General features: G+C 72.1%; 13 protein-coding genes and 1 pseudogene. 10 read left to right on the top strand and 4 right to left on the bottom strand.

The window, feature by feature from the left end; all coding sequences use genetic code 11:
* The first annotated feature begins 113 nt into the window (after positions 1 to 113).
* From folP to ACZ5ON_RS13270, 6 genes are all read left to right on the top strand, one after another.
* Positions 114 to 971: a dihydropteroate synthase gene (folP, locus tag ACZ5ON_RS13245; RefSeq protein ID WP_465590234.1), complete on the top strand. Its 858-nt coding sequence runs from the start codon at positions 114 to 116 to the stop codon at positions 969 to 971.
* Between the two features lie 27 nt (positions 972 to 998).
* Positions 999 to 1,496, top strand: coding sequence for a nuclear transport factor 2 family protein (locus tag ACZ5ON_RS13250; RefSeq protein WP_465590236.1), 498 nt, complete (start codon positions 999 to 1,001; stop codon positions 1,494 to 1,496).
* A gap of 225 nt (positions 1,497 to 1,721) precedes the next feature.
* Positions 1,722 to 2,081 (top strand): dihydroneopterin aldolase, encoded by a 360-nt coding sequence (folB, locus tag ACZ5ON_RS13255; protein WP_465590661.1) that lies wholly within the window; start codon positions 1,722 to 1,724, stop codon positions 2,079 to 2,081.
* A gap of 46 nt (positions 2,082 to 2,127) precedes the next feature.
* A complete protein-coding gene (gene folK / locus ACZ5ON_RS13260; RefSeq protein ID WP_344637778.1) occupies positions 2,128 to 2,724 on the top strand; it encodes a 2-amino-4-hydroxy-6-hydroxymethyldihydropteridine diphosphokinase in 597 nt (198 codons plus the stop codon).
* 326 nt (positions 2,725 to 3,050) lie between these two features.
* Positions 3,051 to 3,539, top strand: a complete 489-nt coding sequence (locus tag ACZ5ON_RS13265; RefSeq protein ID WP_465590239.1) for a DUF3180 domain-containing protein — start codon at positions 3,051 to 3,053, stop codon at positions 3,537 to 3,539.
* Between the two features lie 253 nt (positions 3,540 to 3,792).
* On the top strand, positions 3,793 to 5,238 hold the full coding sequence (locus tag ACZ5ON_RS13270; protein WP_465590243.1) for a hypothetical protein: 1,446 nt from the start codon (positions 3,793 to 3,795) through the stop codon (positions 5,236 to 5,238).
* Between the two features lie 72 nt (positions 5,239 to 5,310).
* On the opposite strand, the gene ACZ5ON_RS13275 is transcribed toward ACZ5ON_RS13270, so the two are convergent.
* Both ACZ5ON_RS13275 and ACZ5ON_RS13280 read right to left on the bottom strand, forming a co-directional pair.
* Positions 5,311 to 5,886 (bottom strand): TerD family protein, encoded by a 576-nt coding sequence (locus ACZ5ON_RS13275; RefSeq protein ID WP_465590246.1) that lies wholly within the window; start codon positions 5,884 to 5,886, stop codon positions 5,311 to 5,313.
* Between the two features lie 126 nt (positions 5,887 to 6,012).
* A complete protein-coding gene (locus tag ACZ5ON_RS13280) occupies positions 6,013 to 6,501 on the bottom strand; it encodes a hypothetical protein (protein ID WP_465590249.1) in 489 nt (162 codons plus the stop codon).
* 173 nt (positions 6,502 to 6,674) lie between these two features.
* Between ACZ5ON_RS13280 and arfB the strand changes: the two genes are divergently transcribed.
* Positions 6,675 to 7,103 carry an alternative ribosome rescue aminoacyl-tRNA hydrolase ArfB gene (arfB, locus tag ACZ5ON_RS13285; RefSeq protein ID WP_465590252.1) on the top strand — a complete coding sequence of 143 codons (429 nt, stop codon included), beginning with the start codon at positions 6,675 to 6,677 and terminating at the stop codon, positions 7,101 to 7,103.
* Positions 7,104 to 7,221: 118 nt separating this feature from the next.
* Here arfB and ACZ5ON_RS13290 read toward each other — a convergent pair whose 3' ends face one another.
* A complete protein-coding gene (locus tag ACZ5ON_RS13290) occupies positions 7,222 to 7,758 on the bottom strand; it encodes a flavin reductase family protein (protein ID WP_465590261.1) in 537 nt (178 codons plus the stop codon).
* A 381-nt stretch (positions 7,759 to 8,139) separates the two neighbouring features.
* On the opposite strand from ACZ5ON_RS13290, the gene ACZ5ON_RS13295 reads away from it, so the two are divergent.
* Positions 8,140 to 10,086 carry a GGDEF domain-containing protein gene (locus tag ACZ5ON_RS13295; RefSeq protein ID WP_465590264.1) on the top strand — a complete coding sequence of 649 codons (1,947 nt, stop codon included), beginning with the start codon at positions 8,140 to 8,142 and terminating at the stop codon, positions 10,084 to 10,086.
* 123 nt (positions 10,087 to 10,209) lie between these two features.
* A complete protein-coding gene (locus ACZ5ON_RS13300; protein WP_465590664.1) occupies positions 10,210 to 11,130 on the top strand; it encodes a CBM35 domain-containing protein in 921 nt (306 codons plus the stop codon).
* 87 nt (positions 11,131 to 11,217) lie between these two features.
* On the opposite strand, the pseudogene ACZ5ON_RS13305 reads toward ACZ5ON_RS13300, so the two are convergent.
* Positions 11,218 to 11,505: pseudogene (locus tag ACZ5ON_RS13305) on the bottom strand (class II fructose-bisphosphate aldolase); the annotation flags it as partial.
* Positions 11,506 to 12,551: 1,046 nt separating this feature from the next.
* Here ACZ5ON_RS13305 and ACZ5ON_RS13310 point away from each other — a divergent pair.
* On the top strand, positions 12,552 to 12,923 hold the full coding sequence (locus ACZ5ON_RS13310; protein ID WP_465590267.1) for a hypothetical protein: 372 nt from the start codon (positions 12,552 to 12,554) through the stop codon (positions 12,921 to 12,923).
* Positions 12,924 to 13,155 lie beyond the last annotated feature (232 nt).

Here is a 13,155-nt window from a genome sequence, read left to right on the forward strand (position 1 = left end):
TCCGGCAACGGCTGACCGATGACCGGTAGTGAATGACCGATGACGGCTGACGGATTCTGAAATCTGTCAGCCGTCATCGCTTTCCCGGCCAGGGACAGCTCGATAATGGCCGTATGATCCACCTTCCCGGGCTCCCCCAGCTCGACCGCTGTGCGGTCATGGGCATCGTCAACGTCACCCCCGACTCGTTCTCCGACGGCGGCATGTGGCTCGATCCCGCCGCCGCCGTCGCGCACGGCCTGCGGCTCGCGGCGAGCGGTGCCGACCTGGTGGACGTCGGCGGTGAGTCCACCCGTCCCGGCTCCCACCGGGTCACCGAGGAGGAGGAGCTGCGCCGGGTGATCCCGGTGGTCCGCGAGCTGTCCGCGGCCGGGGTGGTGGTCAGCATCGACACCATGCGGGCCGGCGTCGCCGAACGGGCGGTCGCCGCCGGGGCCCGGCTGGTGAACGACGTCTCCGGCGGTCTGGCCGACGCCTCGATGGCCCAGGTGGTCGCGGACACCGGCGCGCCGTACGTGCTGATGCACTGGCGCGGCCAGTCCGCCGAGATGGACAGCCTCGCCGTGTACCGGGACGTGGTGACCGAGGTCGCCGCCGAGCTGACCCAGCGGATGGAGGCGCTGCTGGCCGCAGGGGTGAAGGAGGAGCAGCTGATCCTCGACCCGGGCCTCGGTTTCGCCAAGACCAGCGAGCACAACTGGGCCCTGCTCGGCCGCCTGGACGCGCTCACCGCGCTCGGCCGCCCGGTGCTGGTGGCCGCTTCGCGCAAGCGGTTCCTGGGTACGCTGCTCGCCAACCCGGAAACCGGGGAGCCGCGCCCGGCCCGGCAGCGCGACGACGCCACCGCGGCGATCTCGGCGCTCTCGGCCCAGGCCGGTGCGTGGGCGGTCCGGGTCCATGACGTGGCCGGCACGGCCGACGCCGTACGCGTGGCCGCGGCCTGGCAGCGGGCGGCGGCGAGGAGGGGGTAGGGGGCTTGGTGCGGCTCTGGAGGAAGCATGGCGGGTGACGGCAGGGTGAGCGACACGGGCCGCGAGGCGGCGCTGGAGCTGGACCGGGAAGCCGTCCTGGCGGCCAACCGGGCGCTCTACGAGGCGCTGGAGAACGGTGACCTGGAGGCCGTCGAGTCCATCTGGTTGGGTGCCGGCGAGGCCGACGACAAGGGCGGGGTGATCTGCGTCCACCCCGGCTGGCCGGTGCTGCGCGGCCGGGCCCAGGTCACCCGTTCCTACATGTTGATCATGATGAACACGGAGTACATCCAGTTCTTCCTGACCGACGTGGAGGTCGAACTGCAGGGCGATGTGGCACTTGTCACGTGCACCGAGAACATCCTCTCCGGCGGCGAGGCCGAGGAGGAGGGCGAGCTCGGTCCGCTGATCGGCGGGAAGGTCGTCTCAACCAACCTGTTCCGTCGCACGGCGGACGGCTGGAAACTCTGGTCGCACCACGGTTCACCCGTCCTGACCAGCGGTGACGACGAGGACGACGACTGATCGCGAACCGTTTTCGCAAGGTGTGACCGGACGGGGTGCACCTGTTCCGCGGGTGGACCCCAACGTTCACGTCAATCGCCGATCCGGTGCGCGTGACGGGCGGTTGTGCCGGGTAAGACGGTCCAGGTCCGCGGGGGCTCGCAGGTAGATTCGATTGCGGCGGGCGACCCGGCCCGCCACCCTGCCCGCTCCGGGCGGGGTCGTTCAGGTGGGAGAAGTGAGTTGCTGGACCGCGTCACCCTGCGGGGCCTGCGTGCCCGGGGCCATCACGGCGTCTTCGAGCGCGAGCGCATCGAGGGCCAGACTTTCGTGGTCGACCTCGTGCTGTTCCTGGACACCCGTCCGGCCGCCGCCGGCGACGACCTCACCCGCACCGCGCACTACGGCATGGTCGCCGAGGAGGTCACCGCGATCATCGCCGGCGAGCCGGTCGAGCTGATCGAGACCCTGGCCCAGCGGATCGCCGACCAGTGCCTCAAGCACGAGGCGGTGGAGGAGGTCGAGGTGACCGTGCACAAGCCGGACGCCCCGATCACCGTCCCCTTCGACGATGTGACCGTCACCATTCACCGGGGGCGCGTATGACGCGTACCCTTCAACGTCCCGCAGCCCGAGCCGTAGAGGGATACCGATGAGCACCGACCCGACCGCCCTGCCGAGCGCCTTCGACCTGGAGCGTCGAGTCGACAGCGCCGACTCGACCCTGCAGAACCCGCGGAACGCCGTTGTCGCACTCGGAAGCAACCTCGGCAACCGCCTGGAGACCCTGCAGGGTGCCGTGGACGCGCTGGAGGACACTCCCGGCGTCCGGATCACCGCCGTCTCCGGCGTGTTCGAGACCGAGGCCGTCGGCGGCCCCGCCGAGCAGCCGAACTACTACAACGCCGTGGTCGTGCTGCGCACCACGCTGCCACCCGGCTCGCTGCTGGAGCGGGCCAACGCCATCGAGGACGCCTTCGGCCGGGTCCGTACCGTCCGCTGGGGCGCGCGCACCCTTGACGTCGACATCCTCGCCTACGAGGGCGTCACCAGTGACGACCCGCAGCTGCTGCTGCCGCACCCCCGGGCGCACGAGCGGGCCTTCGTGCTCGCGCCGTGGCTGGACGCCGAGCCGGACGGGGAGGTGCCCGGACACGGCCGGGTCGCCGACCTGCTGAAGGGGCTGGGCGAGGAGGCCGGGACGGCGGTCTGGCGGCGCGAGGACATCCAGCTGCGGCTGCCGGAGTAGGCCGCACCGTTCGGTGGCGACGGCGCGGAGCGTCCTCGGGGGCTCCGTACGGGCCGGAGAGCGTCCGGCCGCACCTCCCGTGCGGAGCGAGGGGCCGGGTGCGGCTGCCGTCCGGTCGGGCGGCGGCCGGGGCACGCGAGGGGCGGTGCGCGCTGGGGCGGGAACTTCGCGGCGGGGGTCGGCCGTACGAGTAAGTGATCGGAAGGGTCGGACCCGGGTACGGTGGCCTGTGGCGTCGCGCCGGCGAGGCCGTCCGTCAATCCGTCCTCGGCCGTCGGCCGGGGCACCCCAAGCCGTCGCACACGCCGGGAAGGACTCAAGTCCCAGTGAAGCCGCTCCGCCTCCGCCTGCTCCTGGGTATCGCCATCGTGGCGGCGGTGCTCTCCTGGGCAGGTGCCAAGCTCTGGGACTCCTTCGGCCAGTTGCCCGGCGTTCCCACGGCCGCGCCGATCGTGCTGGCCGTGGTCGCCGTGGTCCTGCTCGCCACCGCGATCTCGCTGCGGAGCCGGCTGAAGGCCATGCGGGAGCGCCAGCCGGGCGCCAAGGGCGTGGACCCGCTGGGCGCGGCCCGGGCGGTGGTCCTCGGCCAGGCCAGCGCGCTGGTGGCGGCGGTGGTGACTGGCGTCTACGGCGGCGTCGGCGTCTTCCTGCTCGGCCTGCTGGACGTCACCGCCCGCAAGCAGCAGGCCGTGACGGCCGGGTTCGCGGTGCTGGCGGGGGCCGGGGTGGTCGCCGCCGGGCTCTGGCTGCAGCGCGTCTGCCGGCTTCCCGAGGACCACGACGATCCGTCCGGGCCGGCGGCCACGCCCCGCTGAGCGGACGGCCACGCCCCGCTGGGCGGACGGCGGCGGACGTGCGGGCTCCCGGCGGGCCGGCTTCCCGGCGGTCGGGGCCTCGGTGGTCGAAGTCTCGGTGGTCGAAGTCTCGGTGGGTCCGGTGGTTCGTGCCGCGAAACTGTCGTGACGTCAGGTGGTGGTTCGGGTACCTGAAGTGGTTCTGGCGCGCTGTCAAGACCCGAAAGAGTGTCGCGGCTGACAGGGTCCCAATTCGCACGCTAGTTTCTTTGGCATGTCACGTGGACGCCACCGTCAATCCTCCGTCCTCGGCCGGGCCGCACCTCCGATCGCAGCGGGTGCCCTCGTCCTTGCAGCACTGCTCGCACTGGTGGTCAGTCCCGATGTGCCGCTGGTCCGGTCGGTCGGAGTGGCGGCGATCTTCGGCGCGGTCGGCATGGCCGTACTGCTGCGCCAGCGGGACCGGATCGCCAAACAGGCCGCCGAGGCGGCCGCGAAGCGCCGGCTGGTGGCCGAGGAGCGGTACGAGGAGCAGATCGCCGAGGCCGAGTACGCCGCCGAGGTGGCAGAGGAGCGGGCCACCCGTTTCGGCCGCCGGCTGACCGCCGAGAAGGCTCGGCTGGCCAAGGCCGAGACGGAGATCGCCCGGCTGCTCCGGGAGCGCGCGGTCGCCGTCGCCGAGCAGGCCATGAAGGAGGCGGAGGCGTCCCAGCGGGCACTCGCGCAGGCCCGGCCCGAGTACCCGGCCACTCCGGCGGCGTACGTCCGCGCTGCGGCCGTACTGCGGCAGTTGGAGCGGAAGGCCGAACGGGCCGCGGTGGACCGGGAGGGCGCGGTGCGGGCGCAGCTGGAGCTGCGGCCGAAGGCGCAGGCGGTGCCGGCTTCGGCGGCGGGTGCGGCAAGGCTCGTTCCGGTGGTGCCGACCGCTCCCGCGCTGCTGGTGGCGCCCGCGGCGGCAGCGGCCGCTCAGGACGGTACGGCCGGCTCGATCGTGCCCGCCGGGCCGGGTGGGGGACTGGCGCGCAGGCTCGCCCCGGTCGCCGCGTCCGCCGAGCCGGCCCGACCCGCGGCCACGGACCTGCCGGTGTCCGCCGCGTCCGACCTGCCCGCTCGGGCCGAGCGGATGGCCGGTCCCGCCACGCCCGCTGCTCCCGTCGCGCCGGCTGCGCCCCAGCCCGCGCTGTCGGTGGTCGGCCCGCTGCCGGCCCGTCCGGCGCTGTCGGTGCCGCGGCCGGAGTCGGACGGTGGTACGGCCGAGCGGGCTGCGGTGCCGCAGCCCCGGGTCGTCCCGGCTGCGGTGCCGCCGCGGATGCTCGGGGCGGCGGGTGCCGCCGCGCAGGGCGGTGCCGCTCCTGCCGGGCAGCAGCGTCCGCGTCCGCAGGGGGCCGGCCGGTCCTCGGGGTTCAGCTTCTTCGGGCGTCCCGGCGCGGTTCGTCCGGCAACTCCGCTGCCTGCCACGGGTGGTGTGGCGGAACTGGGCGAGCGGGCCGATCTGGCGGACGTGGTCGGTGACGAGGCCATGGCCGAGAGCGTCCGGTACGCCGTCCCCGGGGCGGCCGGGACGGCTGCCGAGCCCGCCGTCCCGCCCGCTGCGCAGCCGGTGCAGACGGACGTGCGCCCCGACCACGCCCGCCCGGAGGTGGTCGACCTGACGCCGCACGACGAGACCGAGCTCCTGGAGGTCTCCGAACTCCGAGCGAAGCACAACCGGCAGCGGTAGCAGTCGGCCGCACACCGACGCGAACGCCCGGCCCCTGCCGAAGGGGCCGGGCGTTCGCGTCGGTGCGGTGCGTCAGATCGCCACGCCGAAGTCCTGGGCGATGCCCGCGAGGCCGGAGGCGTAGCCCTGGCCGATCGCGCGGAACTTCCAGTCGGTGCCGTTGCGGTAGAGCTCGCCGAAGATCATGGCGGTTTCGACGGCGGCGTCCTCGGAGAGGTCGTAGCGGGCGATCTCGGCGCCGCCGGCCGCGTTGAGCACGCGGATGTAGGCGTTGCGGACCTGGCCGAAGTTCTGGCCGCGGGCGACCCCGTCGTAGATGGTGACCGGGAAGACGATCCTGCCGGCCTCGGCGGGCAGGCCGGCCAGGTTGACCTTGATCTGCTCGTCGTCGCCGTCGCCCTCGCCGGTGCGGTTGTCGCCGGTGTGCACCACGGTGCTGTCCGGGGTGCTGGTGTTGTTGAAGAAGACGAAGTGGCCGTTGGACAGGACCTTGCCGTCCGGGTTCAGCACGATCGCGCTGGCGTCCAGGTCGAACTCGGCGCCGGTGGTGGTCCGTACGTCCCAGCCCAGGCCGACGGTGACCGCGGTCAGGCCGGGGGCCTCCTTGGTCAGCGAGACGTTGCCACCCTTGGAGAGGCTGACTGGCATGGTGTGTGGTGTCCCTTCGTTGCTCTTGTGCGTAAAGAACGTAAAGGAGCCGGACGCGGTTCCGGCGAGGCGGGGCCGATTCGTCCTCTTCGTCCTCGCGCCGGCGTGGCCCGGGCCGGGGGCCGGTCAGACGCGGGGGTACTTCCCTTGCAGCGTCCAGATGTTGGGGTTGTCGCCCAGGCCCTCGTGCAGCTCGGTGAGATCCGCGATCACGTCCTGGAGGAAGTCCCTGGCCTCCCGGCGCAGTTCGGCGTGGCGGACCACGGCTGGCGGGGTGTTCCGCCGCCAGGTCGCGCTGATCTCCACCAGGCCGAACCGGCGGGCGAAGCGCAGCAGTTCGGTGTTCTGGGTGAAGTCCAGGTCGAAGGTCTGTACGGCGGCGGAGCGGCTGCCGCGCACGTCGCGGTCCAGCTCCTCGACGGTGTCGCAGAGCGCCCAGGCGAAGTCGAGCACCGGCACCCATCCCCAGGCTGTGGAAAAGTCTCGGCCGTCCGCCTCCAGGAAGACGTCGCCGCAGAACAGGTCGTACCGCAGGCTGCGTACCGACGCGGTGCGGTAGTCGGTCTGCGGCGGGTCGGGGAAGCGGTCGGAGAGGGAGTAGTCGAGCTCGATCACGTACGCCATTGTCCGGCACGCGGTGCCGGTGGGTGTCACGTGAGGTTGTCCACAGCTGTGGACAAGTGGAGATGGCGACAGACGAGTGGGGAAGGCGACGAAGAGAGAAGGAGCTCGGTCGACGGGTCGATAACCGGATGACCCGGGCGCGGCGGGGCGGGATGATGGGGGACATGCCTGAGCCAATCCGCGTTCGGGGCTCGGTGGTCGTACCGGAGGCCGAGCTCGTCTGGCGCTTCTCGCGTTCTTCCGGCCCCGGTGGCCAGCACGTCAACACCTCCGACACCCAGGTCGAGTTGCGCTACGACCTGGCCGCCTCGGACGCCCTGCCGCCGGTCTGGAAGGAGCGGGCGCTGGAGCGGCTCGCGGGCCGGCTCGTGGACGGCCGGGTGCTGGTGGTCCGGGCCTCCGAGCACCGGTCGCAGTGGCGCAACCGCGAGGTTGCCGCCGCCCGGCTGGCATCGCTGCTGGGGGAGGCGACGGCGCCGCCGCCGAAGGTCCGGCGGGCGACCAAGCCGAGCCGGGGGATGGTCGAGCGGCGGCTGGAGAACAAGCGGCACCGCTCGGAGCTGAAGCGGGGGCGGAGCCGGCCGGCCTACTGACGATCGCCGCCGGGCTTGCGCGGTGGCGGAGCCGGCGACCGCCGCGATCAGAACGACCGGGCTGCCGCGTGCGCGGTCCACGGGCGAAGGCCCCGCGGCTGTCGGCCGCTCCCGGGGTTCAGGCGAACCTGCGGTAGCCGGTGCGGAAGTAGAGCAGGGGCTTGGTGTCCGGGCCCGGCACGCGGGCCGCCAGCACCCGGCCGATCAGCAGGGTGTGGTCGCCGGCGGAGACCCGCTGCTCGGTGCGGCACTCGACGGTGGCGAGGGCGCCGTCGATCAGCGGGGCGTTGGTGAACTCGCCGCGGTGGTACGGGGTGTCGGCGAAGAGCAGGCGGTCGCTGAGGCGGCCCTTCATGGCGAAGCGGGACGCGATCGTGCGGTGCTCCTCGCCGAGCAGTGAGACCGCCCAGGTGTCGACCCGGGAGAGCAGCTCGTCCATCCGGGAGTCCTCGCGCACCGAGATCAGCACCAGCGGCGGTTCCAGCGACACCGACAGGAACGAGGTCGCGGTCATCCCGGCGTCCTCGCCGTCGGCCCCGCCTTCGGGGTCGTGGGCGGTCACCAGGGTGACGCCGGCGGCGAGCTGGGCGAGCGCGGCCCGGAACTCGTCGGCCGTGGCGGTCGGGGCGGAGGCGGGTTGTGGGGAGCTGTACACGTACTGCACGGTAGTCGGCGCGGCGGGTGGGCGGCATCGGGCCCTGGTCGTAGGACCCACCCGGACCGGAGTCCCATCGGGTGCCGGGTGGGCGGAGGAGGACTCGACCGCGGGGTGGCGGGCCGACGCCTCCCGGTCGCCACGGGAGTCGAGTGCCGATGTCCGGCCGCCGGCCACCCAATGCTCGTGATTGTCCGGGAAAGGCTGTGTTTCGGGTGGTTGAACTGCATATGCATGCATAAGGGCCATGTGATTTGGGTCACAAGTGGCGGCCTATTGTTGACCGAGCGTGCCGATCGCAGTGCTCGCTGTGATTCAGTTCTTCTGGCAATCGGACCATAACCAATCAAGAACTATCCGAAGCAGCCGGGGAGCCCCCGCATGGAAGCCGAGTCGGAGCCGTACGTCCGCCTGGCGACCCTCCGCACCTTGCACCGGGTCGTGGCGGACCTCAACGCTGCCCGCAGCCTGGCAGGCACCCTGCAGGCCGTGGTCGAGGGCGCGGTGCACGGGCTCGGCTTCGACGCGGCCGCCGTCAGCCTGGTGCGGCCGGACGGTGATCTGGTCGTGGCGGCGGTCTGGGAGATCGAGGAGAGCGCCTTCGGCGGGCCGGCCGTGCTGCTCGGGCAGGTCGGCTCGCGGGACTCCTGGGAGCGGCTGCTCGGCGTCAGCGACCACTGGGGCACGTTGCGCTTTCTGCCGCACGACCGGGGCTGGGCCGTCGGCCCGGACATCCCGCGCTGGACCGGTGACGGCCCGCTGCCGGTGTACGAAAACGACTGGCACCCCGCCGACGCCCTGCTGGCCCCGATGTACAGCGCGGGCGGCGATCTGCTGGGCGTGCTCTCGGTGGACCGTCCGCGCAGCGGGAAGCGCCCCGGAGCGTGGACCCGCGAGGCCCTCGAGATGTTCTCCCTGCAGGCGTCCATCGCCATCGGCAACGCGAGGCTACGCGCGGAGATGCAGCGTGCGCTGGCCCGGCTGGAGAAGGAGCAGCAGGCGCTGCGGGCCAGCGAGGAGAGCTTCCGGCAGGCCTTCGAGTTCGCGCCGAGCGGGATGGCCATCACCGAACTGCACGGCGCCGGGCGGGGCCAGCTGAGCAGGGTCAACGACGCGCTGTGCCGGCTGCTCGGCCGTCCCCGGGCGACCCTGCGCCAGCAGCGCTTCGCCGACCTGGTGCACCCCGACGACCTGGCGCTGCTGCACCGCACCAGTGCCGACGGCGGCCGGGCGGAGGTGCGGCTCTCCCGGCGGGACGGCGGCTACCAGTGGGTCTGTCTGCGCAACTCGGTGGTGACCGACGCCGCCGAGGGGCCGAGCTTCCTGCTCACCCATGTCGAGGACATCGAGGACCGCAAGCGGCACGAGCTCCAACTCGCCCACCGGGCCAGCCACGACGCGCTCACCGGCCTGCCCAACAGCGCCGAGCTGCGGGCCAGGCTCGCCCACCGGCTGTGTGACCAGCCGCAGCTGCCGGGGGCGGCCGGGCACGCCGCGGCCCGCCCCGGGATCGCCCACAGCGAGATCGGCTTCACCCCGCCCGAGTACGTCCCGCCCGAGTACGTCCCGCCGGGCTTCGCCCCGCCCGGGTACCCCGCCTACGCCGACCCGCTCGGGGTCGCGCAGACCCAACCCGCTTACGCCGCTCAGGGTGCCTCGTACGGCGCGCACGGCGACTGCGAGGGGCTGGGTGCCCCGGCCACGCTGACGCACGGCTACGGCGCCCCTGACGACCCCGGGGGCGCGGGCGACTCGCGCTCGCCGGAGCGGGACCGCGCGGACTTCGCCGCCGGGCACCCGCCGGGCCGCCGGGACGAGGCTCCGCCGGACCACGTGCACGCCGTGGTGCCGTCCGAGGGCGGCGGCGAGCTGTGGAGCGGCGGCTTCCGGGGCGGCGGGGTCGAGAAGGGGCTCGCGGTGCTCTTCTGCGACCTGGACGGCTTCAAGTCGATCAACGACCGGTTCGGGCACAATGCGGGCGACGCGGTCCTGATCGAGGTGGCCAGGCGGCTCCAGCAGGCCGTGCGCGAGGGTGACACGGTGGCCCGGCTGGGTGGCGACGAGTTCGTGGTGCTGGCCGACGGGATCGGCCGCGAGGAGGCCAAGGACCTCGCCGGGCGGCTGCGCAACGCGATCGTCCCGCCGATGCGGATCGACAACCGGACCACCCGGGTCGGCGTCAGCCTGGGTATCGGCTGGGCGGGTTGCGGGATGAGCATCGAGGAGGTCCTGCACGCCGCGGACGAGCGGATGTACGACGAGAAGAGGGCACGTGGAGGTGGTGTGAGGGGCGCGCGGGGAGAGCGTTCGCATCGGCGCGCTGGCTGAGCGCAGTTCAGGGCGCCTTTCTCTGTTGTCCGCTGCGGAAGGTAAGGTTCCCGCGTACGAGCGTCACCACTGGCCCGTACGGCGCGCTGCCGTGCGGCGCGCTGCGATGGGGAGTTGACCACCGTGACCACGGCCGGCAGCAACGGCGCGCCCGAGGGCGCGGCCGAGGACGACCCGTTCGCCCACCTCTACCGCCCGGCAGAGGGCGAGTCGGCGCCCGACACCACTCCGATCCCGGGTCAGCCGCGCACCCCGTACTCGCGCCCGGTGGAGGTCGGCCGCACCCAGTACGGTCAGCAGCCGCGATCGCCGTACGGGCAGCAGCAGTCGCTGGCGGCGCCGACCCAGACCGTGCCGCAGCAGAGTCGCTACGCCGAGCGCTCCCGTCCGCAGCCGGGTGAGGAGCGGGCCTCCGGCGGGCGCGGCAAGGCCGCGGTGATCGGTGTGGTCGCGGTGATCGCCGCGGTCGCGATCGGCGGCGGGATCGCGCTGTCCGGCGGCGACCCGGGCAAGCCCGACGGCGCAGGCAAGCCGTCCAACCGTGCGAGCGCGCCGGTGAGTTCGAGTGCCAACCCGAGTTCCTCGCCGTCGTCGGCGCCCTCGGTGCCGGCGCCGTCCACGGACACCATCGCCGACGCCTCCAAGCTGCAGCTGCAGAACGCCTCCGTGGGCAACAGCATCAAGAACGCGAAGTCCACGGACGGCAGCTATGTCACCCTGACGGGCGGGCCCACCTCGACCGTGAGCTGGACGATTTCGGTGGCTACGGCGGGCGAGTACAGGTTCTGGGTGCACTACAACAACCCGGGCGCGGAGATCGACGCCACGGTAATGCTGAACGGCAAGCCGTTCGACTATGGCCCGCTCAAGATGATCAACTACAGCGGCTCCAGCGATCCCGATCAGGCGTGGGGGCGGTACAACATCTGGCCGCAGCTGCAAGCCGGGGCCAACACCATAGCGGTGTCGGTCCCGGCGGGGAGCACTGCCGTGATCGACCAGGTGGCGATCAGGCCGAAGGCGGTCGATACTCCGCCCTGGTGACGATCGAGGCCAGGTGCGCGACGGTTTTGGTGATCGCCGTACGTGGCGGGGCGAGGTGCTTGCGCGGGTTGTGGCCGAGACGTCCTCGGTGAGGTGGCGGCGGACGGTCGGTGTGTAGGCGGTGCTGAGTGCCGTGCTGATGTTGATCTTCACCAGGCCGACCGCGATGCCCGCCGGGAGCTGGTCGCCGGGCACGCCGGAGCTGCCGCGCAGCGCCAGTGGGCCGGGGATGGTGGCAGCCAAGCGGCGGATTAGGTCGTGGTCGCGTGGGGCTGTTCGGGGGCTGGGGGTATGCGGGAAGAGTGGGGGTTCGCCGTCCGTGCCGCTGATCTGGCCGAGTTTGGCCTCAGGTGCAGGTCGTGCCGGTGGGCCCAGGTGACGGCGTCGGCGGTGGCCTTGACGTTCTCGGCGTGCGGAAGGGCGGAGGGCGACCGGTACCCGGGCGACTGTAGCGTCCGCCGTCGGCGGATCTGGGGCTTGCCTGGCAGAGTCAGCCCGCCAGCACCTGCGTCGCCGCTCTCACCTGGGCCTCAACGCCCGCCTTAGCCGCAGCCATAGCCGCCGCGCTGCCCTTAATTGCTTGCTCCTGGTAGGCGAAGTCGACCGGGTACCAGATACCCACAACGTTGTACTGCTTTCGGCGCGCCGCGTCGAGCTGGACGAGGCTGAGATCCGAGCGCTGGATGGGGAGTTGGAGGCGTTATGCGCTTCGGTAGACGAAGTGTTCGAGCGTCCTGCGTCGCTGGAGAACCTGCGCGTGATGGTGCGGGGGTTGCTGAGCGAGTTGTCGCGCAAGAACCTGTGGCAGCTCGCTGACTTTGCGGGGCATCCGAACCCCGACCGGTTGCAGGGCTTCCTGGCTAAGGCCGCGTGGGACACGGACGAGCTGCGTGACCGGGTCCGCGCCTGCGCGGTCACCGCGCTGGCCGGCCGGGCACTGCAACCGCCGTCGTATCCCGGGCCGTCGCGTCCGGCGGCGGGGGCAAGTCAGGACGCCTGGGAGGCGGCGAGCCCGCCAGGGCGCAAACGGCGCCGCCCGGTCGGCCCGACGGGCACGGGTGCCGAGACCAGGCCGGAGGCGTCGGTACCTGAGAGTAACGAGCGCTCCACTGACAGCAGGCTCTGCCGAACGGCTGGTCAATCGCGCTGTCGATGTGGGAGAAGAGCTGGGACAGTGGGCGTCGGGGGCAGCTGGGGTGATGACTCGCGGCTGACAGCGTGTCACCCGTCGGCGGCATTGACCGGCAGGCAACCGGCCCTCCAGCATCCGTATCCCGACTGGCTGGCGCGCACGGTGGACAGCCGCCACGTCGGCGCCGAGCGAGGCGATGGGCGAGCTGCCGTAACAGGACCGCGGCGCGGAACAGACACTTGCACGGGTCGGGCCGGTCCTTCTGGTCCGGCTCGACGATGGAACGGTCGTGGTGGGCGAGGAAGGCGGAGACGGTGCGATCAGCCTCCGAGACCCCGAGGGCCGCGCCGGGCCGGTCGGCCGCCCGCTTTCGGCGGGTGCCTGTGGTGATGTGCGAGCGTTGGTACGCATCGATGATGCGGTCGCCGATCAGGTCGAGGGTCACCTCAGTGAGTGCGGGGCCTGGGGGGTCGATGTGGATGAAGTCGCAGGCAGCCTCGATGGTGGCCCAGGCCCCAACTGCGTGCGCCTCCACCAGCTCGGCTCGGCCGGTCGCGGCTGCCTGATCGAGACCGGACTGATTCATTGTCCGTCCCTCACCGCCAGCATCGCGGACCCGGACTGGGCAGCAATCAATCTTGGTTTATTTTCCATCATCTGACGATACGTAGACTATGGCAAGATGATCCCTTGAACGACCCTGAGGCCTGTCAGGGCTTCGTTCTTCATGAGGCGAGAGGGGTGCTTAAACCCCCTCTCTCCAGCGAGCTCCGGTGCACTGGCACCGCCAACGGAAGGATCAAGATGCGTCTCAAGAGGCTCATAGCCGTAACCACTCTGACCGGGAGCGCCCTGACTGCTGGGCTGGTCACGGCTGGTCCAGCGTCGGCGGC

This window comes from Kitasatospora sp. NPDC032150 (assembly GCF_055579945.1).

Excerpts from the sequence above, each read along its gene's own strand:
- folP (WP_465590234.1), top strand. The coding sequence starts at position 114 with ATGATCCACCTTCCCGGGCTCCCCCAGCTCGACCGCTGTGCGGTCATG.
- ACZ5ON_RS13250 (WP_465590236.1), top strand. The coding sequence starts at position 999 with ATGGCGGGTGACGGCAGGGTGAGCGACACGGGCCGCGAGGCGGCGCTG.
- folK (WP_344637778.1), top strand. The coding sequence starts at position 2,128 with ATGAGCACCGACCCGACCGCCCTGCCGAGCGCCTTCGACCTGGAGCGT.
- ACZ5ON_RS13270 (WP_465590243.1), top strand. The coding sequence starts at position 3,793 with ATGTCACGTGGACGCCACCGTCAATCCTCCGTCCTCGGCCGGGCCGCA.
- ACZ5ON_RS13275 (WP_465590246.1), bottom strand. The coding sequence starts at position 5,886 with ATGCCAGTCAGCCTCTCCAAGGGTGGCAACGTCTCGCTGACCAAGGAG.
- arfB (WP_465590252.1), top strand. The coding sequence starts at position 6,675 with ATGCCTGAGCCAATCCGCGTTCGGGGCTCGGTGGTCGTACCGGAGGCC.
- ACZ5ON_RS13295 (WP_465590264.1), top strand. The coding sequence starts at position 8,140 with ATGGAAGCCGAGTCGGAGCCGTACGTCCGCCTGGCGACCCTCCGCACC.